28 protein-coding genes and 3 tRNA genes are annotated in these 25227 nt (G+C 52.1%); 17 read left to right on the forward strand and 14 right to left on the reverse strand.

What is annotated here, in order from left to right:
• Window positions 1-2 precede the first annotated feature (2 nt).
• Genes pth through TDIS_RS06720 form a run of 6 tightly spaced genes read right to left on the reverse strand, consistent with a single transcriptional unit; the run spans window position 3 to window position 3635 of the window.
• Window positions 3-575: an aminoacyl-tRNA hydrolase gene (gene pth, locus TDIS_RS06695; protein WP_068670600.1), complete on the reverse strand. Its 573-nt coding sequence runs from the start codon at window positions 573-575 to the stop codon at window positions 3-5.
• Window positions 576-578: 3 nt separating this feature from the next.
• Window positions 579-1190 carry a 50S ribosomal protein L25/general stress protein Ctc gene (locus tag TDIS_RS06700; protein WP_068670601.1) on the reverse strand — a complete coding sequence of 204 codons (612 nt, stop codon included), beginning with the start codon at window positions 1188-1190 and terminating at the stop codon, window positions 579-581.
• A 26-nt stretch (window positions 1191-1216) separates the two neighbouring features.
• Complete coding sequence (locus TDIS_RS06705; protein WP_068670602.1) at window positions 1217-2164, reverse strand: ribose-phosphate pyrophosphokinase; 948 nt, start codon at window positions 2162-2164, stop codon at window positions 1217-1219.
• Window positions 2146-2994, reverse strand: a complete 849-nt coding sequence (ispE, locus tag TDIS_RS06710) for a 4-(cytidine 5'-diphospho)-2-C-methyl-D-erythritol kinase (RefSeq protein ID WP_068670603.1) — start codon at window positions 2992-2994, stop codon at window positions 2146-2148. Before ispE ends, TDIS_RS06705 begins: the two co-directional genes overlap by 19 nt.
• Complete coding sequence (locus TDIS_RS06715; protein WP_068670605.1) at window positions 2991-3263, reverse strand: DUF1844 domain-containing protein; 273 nt, start codon at window positions 3261-3263, stop codon at window positions 2991-2993. The genes ispE and TDIS_RS06715 overlap by 4 nt, the downstream gene beginning before the upstream one ends.
• Before the next feature lie 9 nt (window positions 3264-3272).
• Window positions 3273-3635: an FmdB family zinc ribbon protein gene (locus TDIS_RS06720; RefSeq protein WP_068670607.1), complete on the reverse strand. Its 363-nt coding sequence runs from the start codon at window positions 3633-3635 to the stop codon at window positions 3273-3275.
• Window positions 3636-3708: 73 nt separating this feature from the next.
• On the opposite strand from TDIS_RS06720, the gene TDIS_RS06725 reads away from it, so the two are divergent.
• Genes TDIS_RS06725 through TDIS_RS10855 form a run of 6 tightly spaced genes read left to right on the forward strand, consistent with a single transcriptional unit; the run spans window position 3709 to window position 9745 of the window.
• Window positions 3709-4719 carry a hypothetical protein gene (locus tag TDIS_RS06725; protein WP_068670609.1) on the forward strand — a complete coding sequence of 337 codons (1011 nt, stop codon included), beginning with the start codon at window positions 3709-3711 and terminating at the stop codon, window positions 4717-4719.
• Window positions 4716-5462, forward strand: a complete 747-nt coding sequence (locus tag TDIS_RS06730) for a rhomboid family intramembrane serine protease (protein WP_068670611.1) — start codon at window positions 4716-4718, stop codon at window positions 5460-5462. Before TDIS_RS06725 ends, TDIS_RS06730 begins: the two co-directional genes overlap by 4 nt.
• 11 nt (window positions 5463-5473) lie before the next feature.
• Window positions 5474-6343, forward strand: coding sequence for an SDH family Clp fold serine proteinase (locus TDIS_RS06735; RefSeq protein ID WP_068670613.1), 870 nt, complete (start codon window positions 5474-5476; stop codon window positions 6341-6343).
• A 56-nt stretch (window positions 6344-6399) separates the two neighbouring features.
• A complete protein-coding gene (locus TDIS_RS06740) occupies window positions 6400-7809 on the forward strand; it encodes an aminopeptidase (protein ID WP_068670615.1) in 1410 nt (469 codons plus the stop codon).
• On the forward strand, window positions 7809-8585 hold the full coding sequence (locus TDIS_RS06745; protein ID WP_068670617.1) for a tRNA (adenine-N1)-methyltransferase: 777 nt from the start codon (window positions 7809-7811) through the stop codon (window positions 8583-8585). The genes TDIS_RS06740 and TDIS_RS06745 overlap by 1 nt, the downstream gene beginning before the upstream one ends.
• Window positions 8582-9745: a pyridoxine 5'-phosphate synthase gene (locus TDIS_RS10855; protein ID WP_084271012.1), complete on the forward strand. Its 1164-nt coding sequence runs from the start codon at window positions 8582-8584 to the stop codon at window positions 9743-9745. The genes TDIS_RS06745 and TDIS_RS10855 overlap by 4 nt, the downstream gene beginning before the upstream one ends.
• A 62-nt stretch (window positions 9746-9807) precedes the next feature.
• On the opposite strand, the gene TDIS_RS06755 is transcribed toward TDIS_RS10855, so the two are convergent.
• Window positions 9808-10020 (reverse strand): hypothetical protein, encoded by a 213-nt coding sequence (locus TDIS_RS06755; protein WP_068670619.1) that lies wholly within the window; start codon window positions 10018-10020, stop codon window positions 9808-9810.
• A gap of 101 nt (window positions 10021-10121) precedes the next feature.
• On the opposite strand from TDIS_RS06755, the gene TDIS_RS06760 reads away from it, so the two are divergent.
• The 4 genes from TDIS_RS06760 (at window position 10122) to TDIS_RS06775 (ending at window position 10670) form a co-directional block, all read left to right on the forward strand.
• Window positions 10122-10364, forward strand: coding sequence for a hypothetical protein (locus TDIS_RS06760; RefSeq protein WP_068670620.1), 243 nt, complete (start codon window positions 10122-10124; stop codon window positions 10362-10364).
• Between the two features lie 32 nt (window positions 10365-10396).
• Window positions 10397-10473 (forward strand) — tRNA-Arg (locus tag TDIS_RS06765).
• A gap of 23 nt (window positions 10474-10496) precedes the next feature.
• Window positions 10497-10581, forward strand: a tRNA-Leu gene (locus TDIS_RS06770).
• 12 nt (window positions 10582-10593) lie between these two features.
• Window positions 10594-10670, forward strand: a tRNA-Arg gene (locus TDIS_RS06775).
• A 1-nt stretch (window position 10671) separates the two neighbouring features.
• Here the strand turns inward: TDIS_RS06775 and TDIS_RS06780 are convergent.
• The 4 genes from TDIS_RS06780 to TDIS_RS06795 all read right to left on the reverse strand — a co-directional run bounded on the left by TDIS_RS06780 (window position 10672) and on the right by TDIS_RS06795 (window position 14385).
• On the reverse strand, window positions 10672-11145 hold the full coding sequence (locus TDIS_RS06780) for a type IV pilin protein (protein ID WP_068670622.1): 474 nt from the start codon (window positions 11143-11145) through the stop codon (window positions 10672-10674).
• Window positions 11146-11529: 384 nt separating this feature from the next.
• Window positions 11530-12021, reverse strand: a complete 492-nt coding sequence (locus TDIS_RS11470; RefSeq protein WP_068670624.1) for a prepilin-type N-terminal cleavage/methylation domain-containing protein — start codon at window positions 12019-12021, stop codon at window positions 11530-11532.
• 125 nt (window positions 12022-12146) lie between these two features.
• Window positions 12147-13553, reverse strand: a complete 1407-nt coding sequence (lnt, locus tag TDIS_RS06790) for an apolipoprotein N-acyltransferase (protein WP_161939496.1) — start codon at window positions 13551-13553, stop codon at window positions 12147-12149.
• A 16-nt stretch (window positions 13554-13569) separates the two neighbouring features.
• Window positions 13570-14385 (reverse strand): transporter associated domain-containing protein, encoded by an 816-nt coding sequence (locus TDIS_RS06795; protein WP_068670628.1) that lies wholly within the window; start codon window positions 14383-14385, stop codon window positions 13570-13572.
• 193 nt (window positions 14386-14578) lie between these two features.
• On the opposite strand from TDIS_RS06795, the gene TDIS_RS06800 reads away from it, so the two are divergent.
• The 5 genes from TDIS_RS06800 (at window position 14579) to kdsB (ending at window position 20761) form a co-directional block, all read left to right on the forward strand.
• Window positions 14579-16114: a sigma-54 interaction domain-containing protein gene (locus TDIS_RS06800; protein WP_244147490.1), complete on the forward strand. Its 1536-nt coding sequence runs from the start codon at window positions 14579-14581 to the stop codon at window positions 16112-16114.
• Window positions 16107-17306 carry a polynucleotide adenylyltransferase PcnB gene (pcnB, locus tag TDIS_RS06805; protein ID WP_068670631.1) on the forward strand — a complete coding sequence of 400 codons (1200 nt, stop codon included), beginning with the start codon at window positions 16107-16109 and terminating at the stop codon, window positions 17304-17306. Before TDIS_RS06800 ends, pcnB begins: the two co-directional genes overlap by 8 nt.
• Window positions 17307-18047 (forward strand): SagB/ThcOx family dehydrogenase, encoded by a 741-nt coding sequence (locus tag TDIS_RS06810; RefSeq protein ID WP_068670633.1) that lies wholly within the window; start codon window positions 17307-17309, stop codon window positions 18045-18047.
• Complete coding sequence (locus tag TDIS_RS06815) at window positions 18044-19042, forward strand: glycosyltransferase family 9 protein (RefSeq protein WP_068670635.1); 999 nt, start codon at window positions 18044-18046, stop codon at window positions 19040-19042. The genes TDIS_RS06810 and TDIS_RS06815 overlap by 4 nt, the downstream gene beginning before the upstream one ends.
• A 978-nt stretch (window positions 19043-20020) precedes the next feature.
• On the forward strand, window positions 20021-20761 hold the full coding sequence (gene kdsB, locus TDIS_RS06820; RefSeq protein ID WP_068670637.1) for a 3-deoxy-manno-octulosonate cytidylyltransferase: 741 nt from the start codon (window positions 20021-20023) through the stop codon (window positions 20759-20761).
• Window positions 20762-20778: 17 nt separating this feature from the next.
• Here the strand turns inward: kdsB and TDIS_RS06825 are convergent, their stop codons facing one another.
• Window positions 20779-21171, reverse strand: coding sequence for an Hsp20/alpha crystallin family protein (locus TDIS_RS06825; protein ID WP_068670639.1), 393 nt, complete (start codon window positions 21169-21171; stop codon window positions 20779-20781).
• A gap of 27 nt (window positions 21172-21198) precedes the next feature.
• Complete coding sequence (locus tag TDIS_RS06830; protein WP_068670641.1) at window positions 21199-21657, reverse strand: Hsp20/alpha crystallin family protein; 459 nt, start codon at window positions 21655-21657, stop codon at window positions 21199-21201.
• Between the two features lie 112 nt (window positions 21658-21769).
• Here TDIS_RS06830 and TDIS_RS06835 point away from each other — a divergent pair, with 112 nt between their 5' ends.
• A complete protein-coding gene (locus tag TDIS_RS06835; RefSeq protein WP_068670643.1) occupies window positions 21770-22630 on the forward strand; it encodes a glycosyltransferase family 2 protein in 861 nt (286 codons plus the stop codon).
• Here TDIS_RS06835 and lon read toward each other — a convergent pair.
• On the reverse strand, window positions 22574-24913 hold the full coding sequence (lon, locus tag TDIS_RS06840; RefSeq protein ID WP_068670645.1) for an endopeptidase La: 2340 nt from the start codon (window positions 24911-24913) through the stop codon (window positions 22574-22576). The two genes, TDIS_RS06835 and lon, sit on opposite strands and share 57 nt — an antisense overlap.
• A gap of 52 nt (window positions 24914-24965) precedes the next feature.
• Between lon and TDIS_RS06845 the strand changes: the two genes are divergently transcribed.
• Window positions 24966-25227 (forward strand): hypothetical protein (locus tag TDIS_RS06845; protein WP_153303797.1); only part of this gene is annotated, 262 nt, incomplete at its 3' end.

Raw genomic sequence — 25227 nt, forward strand, 5'->3', positions numbered from 1 at the left:
GATTAATTTTTGATCAAATCTCGACGGTTGTAAAGGGTCATAGCCTTTTCCAAACCTTCTGAGAAAATCACCTCTATAGCCTCCACCCCAGCCTCTATCACCTTTTCCGCCAAGGGCCATTCCTCAGGTCCGAACTCTGAAAGTACATAATCCTTTACTGATACCCCCTTCAGAGGACGACCGATGCCGAGTTTCATACGAGGAAAGGCTTCCGTTCCTAAGGCTGAAATAATTGAAAGCACTCCCCGGTGGCCTCCGGCTCCCCCTTTGGGAACGAGCTTTAATCTTCCGAGGGGGAGATCCAGATCGTCGTGCACCACCAGAATTCTCTCCGGCGATACGGAAAGCTCCCGAGCCGCCGGCAGAACCGCCTCCCCTGAAAGATTCATATAGGTAAGAGGTAATAGAAGATAAGCTTTGCCAGGAAGCTCGGCCATCATCGCCTTTCCTGAAAGGGCTTCAAAAAATTTAAGGCCTTGGCTTTCCGCCAAGGCCGAAACGACTAACCACCCCAAATTATGCCGCGTACGGAGAAAACGTGGGCCGGGGTTTCCCAGCCCCACCAGAAGCCACATAGCTTACGCCGCAGATTCGCCCTCGGTCTCCTCTCCCCCCTCGCTCTCAGCCTCAACTTCTATGATGGTGACCACGGGCTCATCAGGATCTTCCACAAATTTCATGCCTTCAGGCGGGGTGAGATCGCGAACATGCAGGGTATCACCTATATCGAGCTCGGTCACATCCACCTCGATGCTATCCGGAATCTGGTTCGGAAGGCAGGAGACCGTAATCTCCCTCATAATAAGCTCAAGGAGTCCACCCTTTTCCACACCTTTGGCCTTGCCTACCACCTTGATAGGCACATCCACTTCCACGGGCCTATCCATCCGAATCTCATAAAAGTCGGCATGGATAATTTCGTCCGTAACAGGGTGGTATTGAAGCTCTTTGATGAGGGCCATCCGCTGAGAGGTATTTCCGTTGTCCACCACCGTCAAATTGAATATCAATGACTCGCCACGGTGGCGCTGCAAAATCCTCTTGAGCTCATTTACCTTGGCCGCAAGAGGCAAGGGGTCGGTTTGAGGCCCATAAAGGATGGCCGGTATAAGCCCCTGACGCCGAAGTTTTTTGGCCATCTCCTTGCCGGTCTTTTTCCTGACCTCCACGGTAAAAGGAACCTGTTTCATGATTCAAAACCCCCTTCTTCCAAAGATTAAACAAAAAGCGAACTCACCGAATCGTCGGCATGAATCCTTCTTATAGCCTCTCCAAGTAGTTTGGCCACCGAAAGAACTTCGATCTTTTTAATATCTTTGACCTCCTCCCGCAAGGGGATGGTGTCAGTAACCACCAAGGATTTTAGAACCGAATTCTTTATCCGCTCTGGAGCCGGGCCAGAAAGCACCGGATGGGTAGCCATACCGTGGACCTCCTTGGCCCCTTGATCCTTAATGGCTTTGGCCGCCTGGCACATAGTGCCCGCGGTATCCACCATGTCGTCCAAAATAATAGCCACTTTGCCCTTTACATCCCCTACCACATGCATAACCTCGCTCTCGTTGGGACGGAGACGACGTTTGTCCACGATGGCGATACCGGCTCCGAGTCTCTTGGCATAGGCCCGGGCCCTCTCCACACCTCCGGCATCTGGAGACACGATTACCAGTTCCTCATCTCGGAAGGTCTCCTTGAGATAATCCAGGAGAACCGGGGCCGCAAAAAGATGATCTACCGGGATATCAAAGAATCCCTGGATTTGGCCGGCGTGAAGGTCCATAGTAAGGACCCTCCTCGCCCCGGCTACGGTGAGAAGATTGGCCACCAGCTTGGCGGTAATGGGGGTTCTGGGCGCAGTCTTCCGATCCTGACGGGCGTAACCATAATAGGGCATAACGGCAGTAATACGCCTGGCTGAGGCCCTCCTTAAGGCATCAATGATGATGAGAAGCTCCATCAAATGTTCGTTTACTGGGGGGCAGGTGGACTGGATCACGAAAACATCCGCCCCTCGGACATTTTCCTTGATCTCCACAAAAATTTCGCCATCACTGAACCGTCTGATCTCCATGTGTCCCAAAGGGACCGCTAGATATTCGCAGATCTTTTTGGCTAGTTCCGGATTAGAGTTCCCGCTAAAGATCTTCATGTGATTGATAAACATGTCTCTCCCTCCCGAAAGTTCCTCGCCACCAAAACTTGGTAATCTTTAAATCTCTCTCGGAGCCTTTCGGCGGCCCTTTCGGCCAGGCCCTGTTCTTCAAAGACTCCGAAAAGGGCCGACCCACTACCAGAAAGCCCAGCCTTCAGGGCCCCAGCATCATAAAGAGCGGCCTCGACCACCGAAAGCTCCGGATATTTCTCAAAAACTAGGTCCTTAAAGTCGTTCACCAAGGATTTATCCCAAGAAAAATTTTCCGGCCCATTAATAAGCGGGGTTTCCCTTTTTGTCAATCTCAAATTTCGATAGGCCCAGGCCGTAGATATTCGAAAGGGTGGTACTACGACCACATACCATGCCGGAAGCGTTGGCCACGGCGAAAGGCGATCCCCGATCCCCTCCCCGAGGGCGGTACTATAAGAGGACAAAAAGAACGGCACATCCGCCCCGAGCGACCTTCCGACCTCAAAAAGTTCGGCCTCTGAAAGGTGTCCAGGATAGAGCTTTGAAAGCCCTTTGAGCACCGCAGCCGCGTCGCTGCTTGCCCCACCAAGACCTGTTCCCGCAGGAATGCGCTTTTTAAGCCGGATGAAGACCCCACCCTTAATAGCCGCCCGCTCAAGAAAAATCTCGGCCGCTCTAAAACAGAGGTTCTCGCGCCCCGGAGGGGCTTCTCCAGAAACCTCAAGAGTGATTCCCGTGGCCTTTTCCAGATGGACCTCGTCGCAAAGGCTAATCTTTTGGAAAAGAGTGAGAAGATCGTGATAGCCATCCGGCCTTCGGCCAAGGACATAGAGAAAAAGATTGAGCTTGGCCGGAGCTTCTATCTTCATGAAGTCAATTTAATGTAGCGCATCCGCAATTCGTAAAGGACACTTTCGAGAAGTTGTTCTTCCTCCTTAGTGAGATTACCCTTGGTTTTTTCCTTGAGCATATCTAGGGTATCAATAGTATGTCGGGCCAGGGCCAGGTTCACGCTCTTTTCGTTGGTCTCGGGATTGGGAAGCTCCCCCAAGTGGATGAGAGCGGCGGTATTAAGCGAAAGAATGAAAGTACTAAAAGTGACCGGTGGAAGAAAGGCCTCCTCCTTTTGTTTGGTCATAACCGCCTCCTACTTTTTCTTTTTGATTACCACTTCCGTACGACTGACATAACCCCCTTTGACCGGCTTCCTCTCGGAGAGGGAGTCATGGAGTCTCTTCACGGCATCGGTCTTGACATATTCTTTAGCCATAGAAAGAAAGCGCCTAGCATCTTTAACTTTGCCGTCTATAAGATAATCCCGAGCCCTTTTGAGGACGGCCCTTTCCCTTTCCGCCCGGAAATCGGAAGCGTCCTGAAAACCAAAAATAGAAGGGAGCTTAAAGACCCTCTTTTCCCCGCAGCGGGGACAGGGAGGAAACTCTTCCTCCATTTTCATCAACTTTTCAAAAATCTCCCCACATACCTCACACCGAAACTCGTAGATGGGCATAAGAGCTTCCAATAAAATTGGTTTTGTGTTAGAAATTTTAACACCCCTTTAGATTATACCAAGAGGTTAACAAATGGCGATTGCAGCGCTGGATTGTGAGGGTCCCATTACCCTAAATGATAATGCTTACGAGTTTACCGAGATCTTGATTCCAGACGGAGGTGACTTTTTCGCCCGCGTATCGCGTTATGACGATTATCTGGCAGACGTGGAGAAGCGTCCCGGATACAAGGCCGGAGACACCTTAAAGTTGATTCTTCCCTTTCTCAAGGCCTTCGGGGCGGACAACCGCAAACTTCGAGAGTTTTCCCGGAAAACGCTCAGGGTTCTTCCCCGAGCGGTGGAGACCCTGAAGGCTTTAAACAGCCTTATCCCAACCTTCATTATCAGCACCAGTTACCGGCCCTATCTTGAGGCCTTGTGCGAGGTGGCAGGTTTTCCCATAGAGCGGGTTTTCTGCACAGAGGTGGACTTTGAGGCCGTAAGGCTCTCCCAAGCTGAAGAAAAGGAACTTCAGACTCTTGCCCGTAAGATCTTAGAGCTTCCAATAATCGAGATCCCCGAAGGAGCCCGGGGCTTAGAGGATCTTCCTCCAGAATCCCGTAAGGCCGTCGAGCGACTAGAGGAGATCTTCTGGAAAAAACTCCCCGAAATGGAAGCCGGACGATTTCTTACAGAAGTTAATCCTGTAGGAGGCCAGGAAAAGGCCCGGGCGGTGGAGATCGCCTGCAAGGAGATCGGGACTCCGCCCTCAGAGGTCCTTTACATCGGAGACAGCATCACAGACGTGGAGGCCCTTTTCCTTGTACGTGAAGCCGGAGGGGGAGCGGTGGCCTTTAACGCCAACCGCTATGCCCTGCGGGCCGCAGAGTTTTTCGTGCTCTCGGAGACCGCCGAGCCTCACGAGATCCTGGCCCGAAACTTTCTTGCCCGGGGAAAAGAGGGCCTTCACGAACTGAGCCTAAACGAACGCACTCGATCTTTTATTTTCGGCAGGCTTGAGGAGTTGAGTCCTGAGCTCATCAAACGTAGTGAAACCTTCCGTAAGAATGTACGTGGAGAGGCCATCGGAGCCCTTGGATGATACCCCTACAGGATATCCTTCCTAGACGCACGGTTCCCCTGGTTACTTGGGGCCTCATTGCGGTGAACACGCTGGTTTTCCTGTTTGAAATTGCTCTTCCTCAACCTCAAAGGGAACTCCTTTTTCACTATCTCGGCCTCATCCCTGCCCGCATCACTGATCCCGAATGGGCAAAGCTTCACGGCTTCCCGCCCGGGGCCTATCTTACCTTTTTCACCCATCTCTTTTTACACGGCGGCTGGGTCCATTTTCTGGGTAATATGTGGACTTTATGGATCTTCGGAGACAACGTAGAAGATCGACTGGGACATGTGCGATTCCTTTTCTTCTATCTCTTTTGCGGAATAGCCGCGGCCTTGGTTCACATTTATATCCATCCCCTTTCGACGGTACCCACCATCGGAGCCTCGGGGGCCATTTCCGGAGTACTGGGGGCCTACTTAGTAATGTTTCCTCTTGCCCGGGTGATTGTCATGGTGCCCATCTTCATCATTCCCTTCTTTTTTGAAATTCCGGCCATTGTATATCTCGGCTACTGGTACCTGATTCAAATATTTTCCGGCACCCTTTCTCTGGCCCTACCTGGAGAAGTAGGGGGCGTGGCCTGGTGGGCCCATGTGGGCGGTTTCCTTGCTGGAGTGCTTACCCATCGGCTTTTCTATCAAAAGAGACGTTCTTATTTCAAAGATGAAGAGGTCCCCTGGGGGGCGGTTATCTCCTATATTGATCGCATAAACCGTTAGGGAGGTCACTCATGTCGGGTTTTGATGTCCTTTGGTTCTTTTTCATCCTTATGGCCCTGCAGCCAGTTCTGCGTCAAAGGTTGCTTGAAGCTGCCCGTCAGCGCATGATCGCCAAAATCGAAAAGATGAGAGGCTCGCGGGTCATCCTTCTTGTCCACCGACAAGAGACCATGAGCCTTCTAGGTTTCCCCATCATGCGCTTTATAGACATAAACGATTCGGAACAGGTCATCCGGGCCATTCACATGACAGACCCAGATGTGCCTATTGATATCATTCTTCACACTCCGGGAGGGCTTGTGCTGGCAGCCTTACAGATTGCCCGGGCGGTAAAGAAACATCCCGCCAAGGTCACGGCCTTCGTCCCCCATTACGCCATGAGTGGTGGCACGCTCATCGCCCTTGCGGCCGATGAAATTGTGATGGATGAGCATGCCGTGCTCGGTCCGGTAGACCCCCAATTGGGCCAGTTTCCCGCAGCCTCCATCCTTCGCGTGGCTCGGGAAAAGCCATTAGAGCACGTGGACGACCAGACCCTCATCATGGCTGATATGGCCGAGAAGGCCTTGCGTCAAATGAAGGAGAATCTACGAGACCTTCTTTCCGACCGCTATCCTCCAGAAAAGGCCGAGGAACTCGCGGAAGTCCTCTCCCAGGGACACTGGACTCACGATTATCCCATAACCTTTGAAGAGGCCAAAAAACTCGGACTCCCGGTTAAAACAGACCTACCCCACGAAATTTATCAACTCATGAGTCTCTTTCCTCAACCGGTAAGGCAGATCCCATCAGTAGAATACACGCCTGTTCCCCGAAAGGCTCCAGCCGGAAGCCAGAATCATAAATCCACATTTTCGCTCCTACGCACCCTTTTTCATTGACCGGAGACCGATCGAGAGCTAACTTTTCGAAAAGTTCCCTCAAGAGGAGGTGAAGAATGGCTCGAAAGAAAGACGAACTCAAGGAGCTCAAAGAAAATCTTACCCTAAAGCGCAAACCGGTATGGGACCAGCTTAGCCAAAAGGAGAAAAAGGAGGCTGAGACCCTAGCCAGGGACTATCTGAAATTTCTCTCGCAGGCCAAGACCGAAAGAGAATGCGTGGAGGTGATGGTCGAACTTCTCAAAAAGCGGGGTTTTACAGAAGACCCTAGTCCTTACTGTTTTACAGTCTTCCGTGACAAGATGCTGGCCGTCATGGTGGCTGGCAAGAAGCCTCCTTACTATGGCTTGCGAATCATCGCCACCCATATCGACAGTCCCCGTCTGGACTTAAAGCTACATCCCCTTTATGAGGACCTAGACATGGCCTTTCTCAAAACTCACTACTACGGCGGCATCAAGAAATATCACTGGGTTGCCCGGCCGCTTGCCCTACACGGGGTAGTAGTCAAACCGGACGGCACCAGGGTCAAGATCGCAATCGGGGAAGATCCCAAAGACCCGGTCTTTACGATCTGTGACCTCCTTCCTCATTTGGCCCGCAAGACCCAGGGAGACAAAAAGCTCTCCGAAGCCATCCCTGGCGAGAAACTAAACGTCCTTGTAGGGGGTCTGCCTCTAGTGGGCCAAGAGGAAGACAAGGACCGGATAAAACTCTCCATTCTCAAACTCCTTAACGAAAAGTATGGCCTTACCGAAGAGGACTTTGTAAGTGCGGAGCTTGAGGTCGTGCCGGCGGGACCGGCGGTGGAAGTCGGACTTGATCGGGCCTTTATCGGGAGCTACGGACAGGACGATCGCATCTGCGCCTTTTCAGCCCTAGCGGCGGCACTAGCCCTCAAGGAACCGCTCTATTCCACCCTCCTGGTCTTCATGGACAAGGAAGAGATCGGCTCCGACGGCAACACCGGGGCCAAGAGCCGTTTTCTCGAAAAACTGGTCTATGATTACCTCAAGATGTACGGTGTCACGCCCGGTGGAGACACCGTGCTTGAGACCTTCCTTCGTTCCAAGGCCGTCTCCGGAGACGTAACCGCTGGTATGGATCCCCACTATATGGAAGTTCACGAAAAACTCAATGACGCCCGGGTGGGTTACGGGGTGGTGCTCACCAAATACACCGGACACGGTGGAAAGTACATGGCCAATGACGCCCATGCAGAATATATGGCCTGGCTGAGACGCATTTTCTCCGAGGCTGGGGTGGTCTATCAGGCGGCCTCAATGGGCAAAGTGGACGAGGGGGGAGGCGGTACGGTGGCCAAATATCTGGCCTCTTACGGCCTAGACATCGTGGACCTGGGCCCGCCTATCCTTTCCATGCATTCGCCCTTTGAGGTAGCCCACAAGGCCGATCTTTACATGACCTATCGGGCTTATCTGGCCTTTCTTTCTGCCGGAGACTAATGACGGAAACCATCCGGGAGGGAGACTTCATCCTACTTTTCACCCCGGAGGGGGGACATTACCTCCTCCGGGCCGAAGATCGTATATTTCACACCCACCGGGACAGCGTGGCCCTCTCGGATTTCATCGGACGGCCCTTTGGTTCCGTGACCCGCGGCAAGAACGGCACCCCTTTTTATGCCGTAAGGCCCACCCTCCACGACCATATCATGAAGGTTCGTCGGGCCACGCAGATCATATATCCCAAGGAGATCGGGATCATTTTGGTAAAGCTCGACGTTTCGCCTGGAAAAACCGTGGTAGAGTGCGGCACGGGTTCCGGAGCACTTACCCTGGCTCTCGCCCAAACCGTGGGGCCAGAAGGTCGAGTCATAACCTATGAACGGGAAGAGCGTTTTCAAAAACTTGCGCAGGGAAATCTCGAACGGGCCGGCCTCTTGGAAAGGGTAGTTTTCAAGGGTGAGGTCACAGAAGATGGGTTCGAAGAGAAAGAAGAGGCCGACGCCCTGTTTTTGGATGTACGGGAGCCTTGGGAGTTGTTGGCCGCAGCCTGGCAGGCTTTAAAGGGCGGAGCTCCGTTCGGGGCCCTAGTCCCCACCGTAAACCAAGTCTCACGCCTGCTTGAGGCCTTGGGCGAGCTACCCTTTATAGGTCTCGAGGTGCAAGAGATCCTTCAGCGGTTCTACAAAACCAATCCCGAAAGACTTCGCCCGGAGGATCGAATGGTGGCCCATACTGGCTATCTCATTTTCGCCCGCAAGGTCTTTGAACGATGAAAACCTTTATCAAGCACAAACTCAGAAAGGCCCTTGCCTTACTCGGACTCCCAGAAAGGGAGTTCGGCCTTTATCTGGTAAGGGATGCCGAAATAACAGAGGTCAATTTCCAATACCTTGGCCGTCCTTATCCTACTAACGTAATTTCTTTTTCTTATTGGGAAGGTCAAAGACCACCTGAAATTCCTTACCTTGGCGACATCTTTATCTCCCTAGAGACTGCGGAAAGAGAGGCCAAAGAATATGATCTTCCTCTAAGGCCTTACGTTTTATCCTTAGCTCTGCATGGTCTCTTACATCTTTTAGGATATGAACACGAGAAAGGAAAATATGCTCCCTATCGCATGGCCCAAAAAGAGGCCGAACTCCTTGAAAAACTCCTTCCCAGGGGGCATAAAAAGGTGGTTAATTTCATAAGAAGGAGGGAATATATGCCGGCTAAACTCGCGGTAAACGTAGATCACGTGGCCACGGTAAGGGAAGCCCGCAAAGTACACTATCCAGACCCCGTACATGCGGCGGTCCTCGCCGAACTTGGTGGAGCCCAAGGCATCGTGGTTCATCTCCGAGGTGATCGCCGTCATATTCAGGAAAGAGATGTGAGACTCCTTCGGGAAGTCATAAAGACCAAACTTATACTTGAGATGGCCCCCACGGAGGAAATGATTGACTTTGCCCTTGAGGTCAAGCCGGACCAGGTAACGCTGGTTCCGGAAAGACGCATGGAGATCACCACCGAGGGGGGTATGGCTGTAAAGGGACGGGTCAAGAAGGTAAAAGAGGTAGTTGAACAGTTAAAGGAAGGGGGTATCGCCAAGGTAAGCATCTTCATCAATCCTGATCCTATCCAGCTCAAGGCCGCGGCCAAAACCGGAGCCGACGTGGTGGAACTGCACACCGGCCATTACGCCGAGGCCCAAGGCAAGGAGGAATTAGAAAAAGAGCTCTCACGACTTGAAGAAGCCGCCCGGGTAGCCAAGGACCTCGGCTTCGAGGTCCATGCCGGACATGGCTTAGCTTACGAAAACGTAGAACCCGTGGCCGCCATCCCAGAGATTGAGGAGTTCAGTATCGGTCACGCCATCGTAGCCCGGGCCCTCATGGTAGGCATGAAGGAAGCCGTCCGAGAGATGCTTACCCTCATAGAAAAGGCCCGCTAAACATAAAAGGGCGGCCACGAAGGCCGCCTTTAATTTTTCAATTGATATAAATAGAAACTTATTTAAGAAATTTTGGCTTTTTCGAGGCGTTTTAATGCTTCTTCAAGGCTCATGATACCTTTGGCTACGGCGTAGGCCACATAAGGATAAACCCGCGGATCATAGCCCTCTGGACGCGGGAAAAGTCCCTTGGCCCGCAGTTTGGCAAGTTTAGCCCTTCTTCTGCGCCGGCGTTCAATTTCCCTCTTCCGCTCGATCTTTTTATGTCTTGCCATAGCCTTATCCTCACCCCTTGATTTTCGAGTTCGGCTCTTTTATATAAAGGCTACTTCCTCTTTCGTCAAGGAATCTTATAATTTTGTTAAGAGGCGGAACGATGCAGTGTGCACGGCTTAAAAGCTTAGCGCGAGAGTGGTTCCAGAAGGTAAGAGAGGATGCCCTGGCCCCAGCCAGAATGATGGAGTTCATCCATCGTCATATCCGGGGTTGTCCCATATGCCAGAATGACCCGGATCTTCCCCAAGAAGTAGAAAAGATTCGGGAATTCATTCGGGCCCCGGAAGTCATACCCACCGTTACGGAGATTTCAGAAGAACCCGAAGAAGAGGCCCTTGTCTAATCGGTAATTTAGGGCAATATAATTAGGGAAGTGCCCCCGTAGCTCAATCGGATAGAGCAGCGGCCTTCTAAGCCGTTGGTTGGGGGTTCGAGTCCTCCCGGGGGCACCAGGATAGTAGTATAAGTCAAGACCGCGGGAGTGGCGGAATTGGTAGACGCTCCGGACTTAGGATCCGGTGGGGCTATTCCCCGTGGGGGTTCAAGTCCCCCCTCCCGCACTTAAAGTTTGTGCGCCCGTAGCTCAACTGGATAGAGCGTCGGACTTCGGATCCGATGGTTGGGGGTTCGACTCCTCCCGGGCGCGCCAGTTAAAACAGGTGCTTGAAGGTACTCGCTCCCTTAACCTGTACAGGCTTACATTCCCCAATATTAGAAGCGGCGCTACAGGAAAGTCGCCATTCTATTTCCCAGTTTGCGTCCGTGGTATTATTTTTCACTTGGAGGGTGTAGTTATCTTTATTGGCATCGCTGCAGCCCGGAGAAAGGACCGTAATGTAAAACTTGCGCCGGTCATCCTTATCCGAATTCAGCCAATATTTATTGTCGGCTGAACCATCATCAAAGCCCGCAAGATCCTCTATACGGCAGGCATATTCATCGTGATCGGCGTAGTATTCTTCCTGGGCCAATTTGGCAGCCATAAGTACGGATACCGGATCCACTTCAAAGGCCGAACGAAAATAGTGGCGATAAATAGAAAAGGATACCGAAGCCAGGATGGCCAGAATAGCCACCACAATTACGACCTCCACAAGGGTAAAAGCCTGAAGTCTTGGCTTCATAATATTTTCTCCTCTGGCATGTATCTTTCCACAAGAACAAGACTAAACTAAATTACACGATAAAAACTACAGGGTAGTTTATTTTTAACGTCGACGGCAAAAACGCTATAGTAGCGGGACGGGAAGAAAAGATTTGCACCAGGAGTGGTAATTACAAGACTGCTTACGGTGTCGTTCGTCAGATGGAGACCGAAAAGAAACCGATTAACTATGTTAGGAGTGAAGCTTTCCCTAGACAGGAATATTTCCATTTTTGTTCACCATATATTCAAGCCAGGGCCTGCGTTCACTAGGCCCTGGCTTGAACGATCAAATCGTTTGTTTTAGTTTTAGCTCCAAAAATCGTTGCTACCGCCACCAAGGTAAGCACTATAGCTATAAGCGTTATATGGTACCCTTCTTTATTTGTTCGCAATACATATCAAAATCGCTTTCAACTCTACATATTTCATAATAGTCATTTCCAGAAGCAGAACCGACTTTACCAGTAGCACCGATCGCGAAACCATCATCATCACACAAAGCCACACTAGTAGTATTAGCTATAGCAATAAAATTGCTTGTAGCATTTGCAGTAGTTGCATATTTGATGCTTACATCAAATAAATATTTGCCAACTTGCCCACTTTTAGTGCATGACTCTAATTGTCCAACATTCTTAAAAGATGGATCAATCTGACATTCAGCAACAATATCTTGGGCACAATTTCGGGCCAAGTTGATCAAATCTTTAGCCTGAGCTTTCTCTTTGTATGTGGAATACTGGCTGATAGCCACCGCCGCCAAGATAGCGATGATCGCGATAACGATCATCAATTCAACAAGCGTAAAACCCTTTTCAGACCTTTTCTTCCTTAACTTCTTTACTTCCTTCATCCTGCCACCTCCTTATATGTTTTTTTCGCATCAAAATCACTACAAAAACCATGCCAAACCTTCAAATTCCAAATTCTTCCAATTTTTATGATTTTCAGGACCTATCCCTTCAGACTCCCAAGGCCTCAGTTCCGTTTTGGACAAAAATTGTCAGGCCTGGGACAAAAATTGTCAGGAAAACAGCCCACCCACTCCCGATTAATCGGGCCAAGGAGTATCACTCTTCCATAAGGGTCAATGATTCCCGAAAGGCCGGTATTCGAGACTTGGATAACGTAGCGGCGGGTCTCCACCGCCCGAAGGACCGACTGGTAAAAGTGTTGGGGCAAGGCCGCTGATTCTCCGAACCAAGCGTCGTTGGTGACTACGAGAAGCACCTCCGCCCCGGCACTCACCCGTTTCCGAGAAAGTTCGGGAAAGACGTTTTCAAAACAGATAAGAACCCCGAGTTTCTTGCCCGCGACCTCGATTACTCCCGAGCCTCGTCCGGGCTCGTAGTTGCCGGAGGCCACAGCCAAGTTCCTCAACCAAGGGAAATGCCTCTCAAAGGGCACGTACTCCCCAAAGGGCACCAAATGTTCTTTGTCGTAAACTCCAAAAATCTTTCCTTCTGGAGACAGGGCCACCAGACTGTTTTTCATAACGTAACGGCCTCCCTCCTTCTCAACCCTCGGGGCTCCGAAAAGTACGGGCACGCCGAGGTCTTTCACGCCGGAGATGAGCTTTCGGGAAAGGGGGTCCAGCGGAAAGAAGAAGGGCATGGCAGTCTCTGGCCAAACGATGAGGTCCGGATAGCAACCCAAGGCCTGCCGGGAGAGCTTCAGATATTTTTCAAGAGACTGGATCTCGTTGCCTTTTTGCCATTTTATATCCTGAGGGATGTTCCCTTGGACGAGAGCCACTTTAAAGGGAAAAGAAGACATCCCTTTGGGAACAACCAAAAATCCGTAGAGGAGGTCCAAAAGAATCAATAAAACGGCTAGGATCAAGATCCTTAAGGACCGCTTCCCGGACTTAGCCACGGCAAAGAAAGCGTAATTTAAGAAGGCAAGCATAAACGAGAGAAAATGAGTGCCTAAGTGCGCAGCTAGCTGGAGAAGATAGGGATTGGGAGCCAGGGCTCCTCCGAGAGGCTCCCAAGGGAAGCCGGTAAAAAGATAGCCCCGTAGAGTCTCGAACAACACCCAAAGAAGGGCAAAGCCTATACCGTGCAGAAGACTAGGAGCCCTCAAAAATCCCAGGATTTCGGAAAAACCGAAGGTCAGGGCCGGATAGAGGGCGAGGTAAAAAGCCAAAAGGAAATGGACCGAAAGGGCCGCCAACCAGGGGAATCCTCCGAAGCGGACCATGACCGAAACCAGCCAGTAAAGCAAGGTGGCGAAATGGACAAGGCCCAGAAAAAGTCCCGCAAGGAAGGCTCGGCGGAAGCCTTTTTCCGCGGCCTCTAAAAGTGCCGGAACCAAGGCCCAAAAGGCCAGTGGATAAAAAGCAACTTTGGGAAAAGAGAGGGTAAGGAGGAGGCCTCCCGCCATCGAAAGGAAGGGAAACTCACTGAACCTCATGGGGCGGGATTGACGGGCGTACCCTCAAAGCCCTTACGGCCCGTTCGTCAGCTTGAAGAACCTCCACTTCGAGTCCCGGAAGGCTCACACGCTCTCCTGAATGCGGCAAGCGCCCCAACTTGTCGGTAATAAGACCGGCCAGAGTCTCAAAATCTCCCCGGGGAAGTTCTATCTTCAAGACCCTTTCGATTTCTTCAATAGGGGTTTCAGGATTCACATGGTACCAGCCCTCGCGATCCTCTGGAAACCCGATCCTTTTTACCGGAAAGAGAAACTCAAGGAGATCCTTGAGACGGATCATACCGGAAAGACTACCGAGTTCATCTATCACCAGGGCCACGGATTCGCCCCGATCACGGAAACCCTTGAGGGCCTCCCGCACCTTAAGGCTTTCAGGAATTACGTAGGCCAAACGCACAAGTTCTTTGAGACGAAAGTCTTGTCCGAAATGAGATGCCAGGTCCTTTAAGGACACAACCCCTAGAAAATTGTCCAAATTTTCCTCGTAAACCGGATAATAAGAATGAGGGCTTTTCGAAATCACCTCCCAAATCTTTTCCATGGGCCAATCCACCGGCAGAGCTACAAGTTCCTTCCTAGGAATCATCAGCTCTCGGACAGCCACTCTTCGAAGCTTGAGGACCGCAAGGACGATCTCCCTCTCCTCAGCGGTAAAGAGGCCCTCTCGCTCGGCCTCAGAAATAAGTTCCGAAAGTTCTTCGGTAAATTCAGCCAGATGTTCCTCGGGACTTTTTTGAAAGAGCGCCTTCAGGACCTCAAACCACGACGGCTCGTCTGGCACCTTCCTATAGCCTCCTTTTAGTCTTTAATGTAAGGACCTCTCTAAATTCCCAACTGTTAAGATCTTCATACCTTCCCACTAGAAAAAGTCAACGGCCTCCCCTTGTTTACTTTCAAAGACTAGGATAGAATTGGCAAAATTGTAAAAATAGGTTTACGAATTGAAGGGGATGTCCTCGCACACATTAGAGGAATTGGCATGTCTGTATGAGATTGCTAGTACTTTAGCCAGCACTCTGGATTTAAGAGAGACTTTACAAAAAACCCTTTCCATTCTTTCGGAACGCTTCGAGCTCAAGCGCGGAACCATCACCATCTTCAATCCTCGAACCGGGGAGATCCAGATCGAGGTAGCCCACGGGCTTTCGGAGGAGGCCCGAAGACGAGGACGCTACCGTCCGGGAGAGGGTATTACGGGAGAAGTGGTGGCCACCGGCCAGCCCATCATCGTGCCCCAGATAAGCGAAGATCCCCGGTTCCTCAATAAAACCCGAAGCCGGAAGGAAGAAGAAAAAAAGAGCCTTTCTTTCATCTGCGTGCCCATCAAAAGTGGCGGGCAGGTTCTAGGAACTCTTTCGGTAGACCGTCCCACGGCAGACACTGCAGAGCTCGGTGAAAACCTGCGTTTTCTTACCATCGTCTCCGGGTTGATCGCCCAAACGGTGGCCAAACTTCAAGCCTTAGAAGAGGAACGGGCTCAACTCCTGGAGGAAAACCTGCGCCTCAAGCACGAACTTCGAGACAAATATCAGCTCGAAAATTTTATAGCCACCAGTTCCAGAATGCAGGAAGTCCTGGAAATGATAGACCGGGTGGCCCAGAGTCCGGCTACGGTGCTTTTGCGGGGAGAATCCGGAACCGGGAAAACCCTCATCGCCCGTATCATCCACTACAACAGCCCCCGAGCAGAAGGACCATTTGTCTCCGTGCCCTGTACGGCCATTCCGGAAAGTCTCATCGAATCCGAGCTCTTTGGTTATGAAAAAGGGGCCTTCACCGGAGCCCACAACCGCAAAATCGGACTCATGGAAAAGGCCCACGGAGGAACGCTTTTCCTAGACGAGATCGGGGATCTTCCGCTTCCCATTCAGGCCAAGCTCCTTCATGCCATCCAGGAAAAGGAGTTCTACCGTCTGGGAGGTACGGAGCCTATCAAGGTGGACGTACGCATCATAGCCGCCACCAATCGCAATCTCGAAGAACTGGTGGAAAAGGGCCTTTTTCGGGAGGACCTCTATTATCGTTTGAGCGTCTTTCCTATATTCATTCCGCCTCTCAGGGAACGCCCTACGGACATCATCCCTTTGGCGGAATACTTCCTTGAGAAATATTGCCGGCTTTACGGTAAGAACATAAAACGTCTTTCCTCCCCAGCCATAGATCTTCTTATGCAATATCACTGGCCGGGAAACGTGAGAGAGCTTGAGAACGCCGTTGAACGGGCGGTCCTCATCTGTGACGAGGAGGTCATACGGAGCTACCACCTTCCGCCTAGCCTGCAGACGGCCAAAAGTTCGGATACTCGAGCCAAGCTCACTTTAGCCGAGGCGGTGGAGAAGGTAGAAAGAGAGCTCATCGTGGAAGCCCTGAAGGAAACCCGTGGCAACCAGAGTCGTGCGGCCGAGCTTCTGGGGACAACCCTCCGGATCCTCAACTACAAAATTCGTAAGTACGGCATCAATCCCAAGCTCTTTCGAATTTCTAGAAAAGAAGCCTCTAAAAATGCCTGAACAACTGGAACTCTTCCCTGACTTTTCGCCCATCAAACCCCGAATCGTTCCCCGTTCGGAACACCCTATTTCTCGAAAGATGATCCCCAGAGAGGCCCTCAAGGTCCTCTACCGGTTGCATGACGCCGGATACCTGGCCTATCTCGTCGGAGGAAGCGTAAGGGACCTTCTCCTAGGACTTCCCCCCAAGGATTTCGACGTGGGCACGGATGCCCGGCCAGAGGAAATCCGGAGACTTTTTCGAGCCAGCCGGATCATCGGTCGCCGGTTTCGGCTGGTACACGTCTATTTCCGCGGAGGCAAGTTCGTAGAGGTAGTCACCTTTCGAGGGCCGGAAAGCGCGGAAGAAAACGGAGAAGAAATCTACGGTACCCCGGAAGAAGACGCCTTCCGTCGCGATCTTACTATCAACGCTCTTTTCTACAATATCGCCGATTTCACCATCATTGATTACGTCGGTGGACTTGAGGACCTAAAAAACGGCACCATCCGGGTTATAGGGAACCCGGACCTACGTTTCATTCGTGATCCGGTAAGGATGCTCCGGGCCATAAGACACGCCGCCAGGGCGGGCTTTACCATTGAGCCGGCCACTTGGGAGGGCATCCTGCGACATCGGGAAAAGATACGTCTTTGTTCTCCCATAAGACTGAGGGACGAATGGCTAAAGGATGTAAGCGGAGGCTGGGCTGCCCCTTGGTTAGACCTCATGCTCAAAAGTGGGCTCTTCCGGGAGATTTTTCCCCTCTATCACCGAGCCTTCTTGGATAGGCCGGATCTCCAAAATTTTCTTAAGACTCTCCTTGCGCGAGCCGATACCCTAGTAAAACAAAACAGACTGTCCCAGGCCGGGGCCTTGGCCTTCTTCCTCTATCCCTATCTTCTCTCACGGAATTTTTTGAGGCCTCTTGAAAAACCAGAAAGGCCTACTCAGGAGGTCGAACGGTATCTTCTCGAAATACTTGGTTCCTATCGCTTTTGTAAGGAGCTCTTTGAGGAAACCGTGGTCTTGCTCTCGGCTCTGCTATACTTACGATTCTTCGCCCTGAAAGGGAAGTCTCCTCCTAAAAAGCTCGTCCGAAAGAGCTATTTTCCGGAGCTCCGGCTCCTTTCAGAAAACATCTTCCCTGAGGAGAAGAAGAGGCTTAAAATTGAGGTCAAGGCACGGAAAAAGAAGCGAAGACGGAAGTAGATGCCGGATTATAAAAAATCTATAGGCTTTCTCTTTTTAGAAAAAACCAAACTCGATCGCCAAGAACTTTTTTCCGGAGAAAGAGAAAAAATCTCGCCGGTTTCTTATGTTAAAACCTATTCCAAAGCGCCTCGCTATCCTCTTCCGCGGCCTAACTTCCCTCCAGCCGAACTTTTCGAGGTACTTGCTAGACGGAGAAGCAGCCGGATTTACCAGCGAGCCCCTCTAACTCTTGAAGAACTAAACCTCTTGCTTTATGCCTCACAAGGAGTCACGGGTAGGGCCGGACGTTACCTTCTCCGCACAGCCCCTTCGGCAGGAGCCTTGTATCCCATCGAAACCTATCTTGGTATAAACGCCGTCTCTGGTCTTCCTGCCGGACTCTATCATCTTGAGGTTACGGGATGGGTGCTCGAGGAGCTTGCCCGCGGAGAATTCGGATCGAAGCTCAAGGAAGCGGCCCTTGGGCAAAGTATGTGTGAGACCGCTTCGGTAGTCTTCATATGGTCGGCCATACCTCGTCGGACCATGTCCAAGTATGGAAGCCGCGGAATGCGATATATCTTCATGGACGTGGCGCACATTTGTCAAAACCTATTACTGGCCGCCGAGGCCTTGGGTCTCTCAGCGTGCCCCAGCGGGGCCTTCTTCGACGAGGAAATAAACGACCTTCTTGGCCTCGACGGTGAAGAGGAAACGGTAATCTATCTTGCTACCGTAGGGCGCCCTAAGATGCAATGATCGGGATCTGGCACGAAGGCGCCTTGGGGGATCTTCTGCTATCCCGGCTGGCCATCGCCCACCTCAAAAGAGAATTCGGAAGACTTACTCTCTACGCCCGAAATGAAGTCCGTAATCTTTACAAGGAGGCCGGTCTAGCCGATCAGGTCCTTTCCACAGAATACGGAATTCCCAAAGATTTGGAAATACTCTTTGTCTTCACCCGGAGCCCAAGCCTGCGGGAGCTCTTTGAGGAGGCCTTTTCCGGAAAAGTACATTTTATTGAAACCGTACCAAATGAAAGACGTCACGTAGCCCTTTTCCAGCTAGAAAGAGCCGGAGGCAAAGAGGTTCCAGCTGAAGGCCTGCTCCTTAAGCCACCGGGCTTTCTATGGACTCCGCAATATCTCTTGTGTCATCCAGGAAGCGGAGGACGAGCCAAGTGTTATCCTCGGGAAGACCTGAAACAAGCCTTAAAAATCCTCGGAGCCGAAGGGCTTCCGATCAAGGTAATCCTTGGTCCGGCGGAAATGGATCTTGAAGAGTTTTTCGGGGATTTCGAAGTGTTTTTGAGCTCGGACCTAGAGAAGGCTCTAAAGGTACTTTCACGGGCCAAGCTCTTGGTGGGGAACGACTCCGGCCTAAGCCACCTAGCAGCCGCTCTGGGCGTCCCTACGCTAGCCCTTTTTGGCCCCACCGATCCCGTTCTCTGGGCCCCCTTCGGGGGCCAGACAAAGATCCTCTATCCCTTCTCGAGGCTTCCCCCTAAAAGGCTTGCAACCGAAATACAAACCCTTCTCAGTACCACTGCCAGGTCTCGCCCTGAGACGGAGCCCCTTGAGAGGGAGGCGGAGCCGTGGGTGGAGAGGGTGGTGGAGCCGTCGGGGGTTGGTAGGTCTGATACCGAGGCTGCGGTTGAGGCTGAGGAGCCAGAGCCCCAGGATAAGTCTGTGGCCTTTGAGGAGCTTGATTGGCTGGGGGTGGAGGTGGTGGTGGTGGAGGCGGAACCTCGCTGAGCTTAACCTCTTTTTCCTTCTTTCCAAAAGGCCAGAGTTTCGAGCCTATACGTCTGAAGATGGACTTCTTCTTTTTGGGTTGAGGCTGAGCCTGAACCACCGGAGGCGATGGAGGCGACGGGTGCTGATTCACCGGGGGAAGACTTTCCTCAGAAGGAGGATAATCCGGCCATTGGTCTACATCGGCATAATGAACAAGGGGCACCTTAGAAGAGGTAGAAGGAGCCTGTGAAACTTGAGAGGAAGGGGCAGGAGCCGTTTGGGGTGGCCTGTAAGCTACCGAGGGCTTAGGAGCCGTCGCTTCGACCAGTTTTTCGGGATGCATTTTGGCCGGAGAGACATAGGTTCCCTGAGCAGGAGTCTGAGCTTTAGGCTTAAGAGGAGATATCATTGGAGCCGGTGAGGTAGTTTTGATAGCGGGTTGTCTTTCGAGAGACCATTTTTCTCCTAGAATGTAGGCCCGAGATCTCTTGGCAAAGTTGGCTAGCTCCGGAATGACCTCCCCAAGGCCATTTACCTGGGTATAAAGAGTAATAGGAGGCCTTTCCCCTTTTACCGGGATAAGTTCGGCATCCACACTAACGGTCTGACCGAAGACACTAAGACTTCCGAAAAGGACATAGTCCACCCCGAGTTTTTGGCCTAATTGTCTAGCAGTCTCCCGAGTTAGAGGAGCCTTCAGCTCGGAAAGGGCTTTGCGAACAAGTTCGGGATCCACCGTTTCTACTTTCCCGGGAGCAAAAAGCCGGGTGGTAAGCATGTCCTGAATACCTTCCCGGACGTAAGATAGATCCTGGGGGGCGTGAATGTTGAAAGGTAAGATGGCCACCTTTTGTGTAACCGCGTGTGCGGAGGGAGGAACAAAAAACAAAACGCAAAACGTAATCAAAGACAGGAGAATTCTCATCTTATCTTTCTCCCGGAGAAAGTTTAAACTTGAATAAAACATTTTAAGTTCTTACCGTCAAGGAGGAGGCCATGCGGATAGTAGGTATCATACCAGCCCGTTACGGTTCGACCCGGTTCCCGGGAAAACCCCTAGTAGAACTCTGGGGGAAACCCTTAATTGAACATGTATACCATCGGGCCCGACAAAGTCCCCTCCTAGAGGAAGTGGTCGTCGCCACCGACGACGAAAGGATATTCCACTGCGTGGAAGGTTTTGGCGGAAGGGCCATCATGACCTCTCCGAAACACACCTGTGGCACGGAAAGATTAGCCGAAGCCGCCGGGCTCCTGGGGCTGGCCGACGAGGACATTGTGGTTAACATCCAAGGGGATCAACCTTTGCTGGCCCCGGAAGTCATAGAAGAACTGGTGAAACCCCTTCTCCTTTCCTCCGAAGTACCCATGGCCACCGTGGCTATTCCTGTGGAAAATCCCGAAGAAATAAATGACCCCAATCGGGTTAAAGTGGTTTTGGATAGGGAAGGACGGGCCTTATATTTTTCGAGATCCCCCATACCCTATTTCCGACCTCCGGGGAAGGCCCCTCTCTACCTGAGGCACATCGGGCTTTATGCCTACCGCAAAGAATTTCTGGATCTTTTCTTGAAGCTTCCCCCGGGCGAACTGGAAGAAGCGGAAAAACTGGAACAGCTCCGGGCACTTGAGAACGGCTATCCCATCGCGGTAAGTATTACCCGCTACGACTGCCCCGAGGTGGACACCCCGGAGGACCTGGAAAGAATCAAACAAAAATACGGCGGTGAGGCCTAAGCCCCACCGCCCGCCTGTTATGCCACTTTGATCTCTATCTTCCTGGGCTTTTCGGCCTCGTGTTTGGGGATAAAGAGTCTTAGCACGCCCTGACTAAAAGTGGCCTCGATCTTGTCCTGATCGAACTCCGGACCCAAGGTAAAGGCCCGGAAGTATTCTCGTCCCCGAACCTCCACATATTCCGGAGAGACCTCCTCGCCCGGAGTTTCCACAATGGTCCCTTTGAGGTAGAGGACATTGTCCTCCACCTTGAGGTCCAGAGTGTCCTTGCTCACCCCGGGCATATCGGCCAGCAGGATGAGACCATCGTCGGTCTCGTAAACGTCCACTGGAGGTACCATAGCTCTGACCCGTTTCCGGGCAGAAACCACGGTTTCCTCACGGGGAGCAATTTCTTTCCTTTCAGCCATAAGTCTCACCCCCTTTCCTCAAGGATTTTAAGCGGCCTTGACCTCTATCTTTTTGGCCTTGTGCGCTTCCTTCTTACCAATACTCACTACAATGATGCCATTCCGATACTCAGCCTCCACCTGCGCTGGATCCACGGACTCAGGAAGAGAAATCACCCGCGAGAACCTCCCGGAAAACCGCTCGCGCCGAGCAAATCTCTCGGGTTTCACTTCCTCCACCTCTAGGGCCTCTTCGGCCTTGCGCTCACCGGAGATGGAAAGGAGGTTGTCCTCGAGCGAAAGTTCCACGCTCTTGGGATCTACCCCCGGAGCAAAGATATAGACCAGAACCTTATCAGGGGCTTCGCCCACATTAATCCGGGGATAAACCTCTTCGCCTCGCAAAGGCCGAAAGGGACTCATCCACTCAAACAAGCGATCCAGCTCCTCCTGGAGCCTTTCGAACTCCTTAAAAGGATCCCATTCCCAGGTCCAGTTCAGAGGCATAATACCACCTCCTTTCATCTAATTTTTGGATTTTACGAAATTTTTTGGGAAGGCCTTCCAAAAGGAAAAGTAAGTCTTCCGGTATCCGAAGGCAAGGGGTATAATTTAAAAATTGTTGGTTTCCGTAATTATTCCTACCTACAATCGGGCTCCTTTTTTAGAAGAGGCCTTAAATTCCGTCCTAGCACAGACTTATCGGCCACTGGAGATCATTGTGGTGGACGATGGTTCCACCGACGAAACCCCTCGTTTGATTACCCGCTATCCCGTCGTCTATCACCGCAAGGCCCAGGGGGGGCCGGCCTCGGCCAGAAATCGCGGAATACTCATCTCAAGGGGAGAGTTCATCGCTTTTCTTGACAGCGACGACCTGTGGCTCCCGGAGAAGTTGGAAAGACAGGTGGCCTTCTTTGAGACCCATCCAGAGGCTGTGGCCGTCCAGCCGGAGGAAATCTGGATCAAGAACGGAAGACGCGTCTTTCCCAAAAGCAAACACCGCAAGCCCAACGGCTACTTCTTCGACCGGGCAGTGAAGCTCTGTTTGGTTTCTCCTTCTGGGGTGATGCTGCGACGGAGAATCTTCGATGAGATCGGCCTTTTTGACGAAAACTTTCCGGTTTGTGAAGACTATGAACTCTGGTTGAGACTTGCCGCCCGGTATCCGGTGTATCTAATACCCGACCCCCTGGTAATCAAACGCGGAGGACATCCAGACCAGCTATCTTCCACGCCGGGGCTAGATTTCTGGCGGCTCAAGGCCTTGAGCAAGATCTTCAACGATCCGGTGCTCACTCCGGAGATGCGTTTTATGGTGGCCGTAGAGGCCCGGCGCAAGGCCGAAATTTTCATCCGCGGGGCCCTCCGGCACGGAAATATCTTCGGGGCCTTTGAAGCCCAGAAGATACTCAAGCGTTTTTCACGCCTTTCGTTTCCAATCTTTGAAAACGATGGGAAACACCTCTTCCACCCGTGAGACCAAGTGGAACTTGAGGCTCTTGCGCACCTCTTCCGGCACCTCCGTGAGATCCTTTTCGTTGCGTCTGGGAAGGATGACCTCCTTGAGGCCAAACCGCCTGGCCGCAAGCACCTTCTCCTTAATGCCTCCCACGGGCAACACCAGTCCCCTTAAGGTGATCTCGCCGGTCATGGCTACCTCTGGACGCACCGTGCGCCCGGTAAGCAAACTCACTAGGGCCGTAAGGATGGTGATCCCGGCACTCGGACCGTCTTTAGGAATGGCCCCGGAAGGCACGTGGATATGGAAGTCGGATCTTTCGAGGACTTCTTCGTCTATTCCCAGTTCCTCGACGTGCGAACGCACGTAAGTAAAGGCGGCCTCGGCACTCTCCCGCATCACCTCGCCGAGCTGTCCGGTAAGGATCAACTTGCGGGTCCCCTTCATCCGAGCCGCCTCCACAAAAAGGATCTCGCCACCCACCGGAGTCCAGGCCAGGCCAATGGCCACTCCCGGCACCTTTACCCTCTCGGGGACCTCTGGGAGATACTTGGGCGGCCCGAGGTATTCCTCCAAGTTTTTGACGGTAACGTGTTCTCCTGAGCTCTCGCCCTCGGCCACTTTGCGTGCTACCGCCCGACACACGGCCCCGATCTCCCGTTCGAGCTGTCTCACACCGGCCTCCCGGGTGTAGTGGGAGATGATGCGTCTCAAGGCCGCCTCCGTGAACCGTACCTGCCCGCGTTTGAGACCGTGGGCCTTTAGTTGCCGCGGGATCAGATATTTCCTGGCGATGTGGAGTTTATCCTCCTCGGTATAGCCCGGAATCTCGATGACCTCCATACGATCCCTCAGGGGGGCAGGAATAGTATCAATCACGTTGGCGGTAGCAATGAAGATTACCCGCGAAAGATCAAAGGGAAGCTCTAGATAGTGATCCGAAAACTCACGATTCTGTTCGGGATCTAAAACCTCGAGCAAGGCCGCCGCGGGATCACCCCGAAAGTCGGCTCCGATCTTGTCTATCTCATCGAGCATGAGAACTGGATTATTAACTCCCACCCGGCGCAAGGCCTGGATGATGCGACCGGGCATGGCCCCCACGTAGGTTCTCCGGTGTCCCCGGATCTCAGCCTCGTCTCGCACGCCACCGAGAGAAATCCGCCAGAACTTGCGCCCTAAGGCCCGGGCAATGGAACGTCCCAGGCTGGTCTTACCCACTCCCGGAGGGCCCAAAAAACAAAGGATAGGCCCCTTCATCTCGGGATTGAGTTTCCTTACCGCGAGGTATTCCAGAATGCGTTTCTTGACCTTTTCCAGATCGTAATGATCCTCGTCAAGTATTCGTTCGGCTTCACTGATATCCAAATGCTCCTCGGTAGACTCCAACCAAGGTAGTTCCAGGATCCAGTCGAGATAATTCCGAATGACGGTGTATTCCGCAGAGGCCGGATGCGTGCGAGAGAGTTTCTTCAGCTCCTTTTCGGCTTCTTTACGAACCATCTCCGGAAGGGCCTTCTTCTCAAGTTTTTCCTCAAGTTCCTCAACCTCGGCCTCAAGACCTTCGGCCTCCCCAAGTTCCTTCCGAATAACCTTGAGTTGCTCCCGAAGATAGTATTCTTTCTGGGCCTTTTCCATGCGATCCCTGACTTCGGCCTGAATCTTCTGACCGAGCTCAAGGACCTCTAGTTGCTCCGCAACAAGTCTTACAGCCTTATGAAGTCTTGCCTTAACATCAAGGGTCTCAAGGAGGGCCTGTTTTTCATTATGAGGCACGTTAAGATGGGCTACCGAAAGATCAGCTAGCATCCCCGGATCCTCAAGATTTTCCACCAGAGACCGCAGCTCCCCTGGGAGGTGGGGGGAAAGCTCAAGAACGCGACCGAACATTTGCCGGATATTGACCGCCAAGGCCTCTGCTTCCCGATCCGGAGAAAATGTCTCGGCCAGAAGTTGTACCCGGGCCATGAGAAAAGGCTCGTTCTCGACAAAGGAAAGAACCTGGATACGAGATAAGCCCTGGACCACGATCCTCACCCGGTCGAGCTCCACCCGGCTGGCCCGGAGGATAAGGGCCAGCGTACCGAATTGGAATAGCTCCTTGCGTTCGGCCTTGGGATCCTTGACTGCCACCACGGCCACCATACGATCCTGGGATAGGGCCTCCTCCACGGCCTTCACCAACCCCGGCTCCGTAAGCACGAAGGGTACAATCATGTGAGGAAAGAGCACGGCGTCACTGGGAATAACCGGTAGATCCCTAATTTCGTCCGGTCTGGCCGGAAGCTCTTTTTCCGCCATAAACACCTCCTCTCGCAAACCCCTACTAGGGAAAATAAGGCTGAAAGCCGGAATGACAATTGTTAAAATTGAAACTATGTCCGAGGATCTTTCAGCCTGGAAGGAACGTTTCAGACGTCCTCTCCTTTTTGCCGCTCGGAAAAATTTTGCTACTCTTCCAAAGATCAAGGACCTGGAGACAACCTTAAAGGAAATACTAAAAAACGCGCCTGAGGATCTTCCTGAAAACCTCAAAGACCGCCTTGAGCAACTAGTATCTGGACTGGATAACCTTTCTCTTGAAGAAAAAAAGGAGCGTCTTCAGACTCTTCTCG

It is taken from the genome of Thermosulfurimonas dismutans (assembly GCF_001652585.1).
Classification (GTDB): Bacteria; Desulfobacterota; Thermodesulfobacteria; order Thermodesulfobacteriales; family Thermodesulfobacteriaceae; genus Thermosulfurimonas; species Thermosulfurimonas dismutans.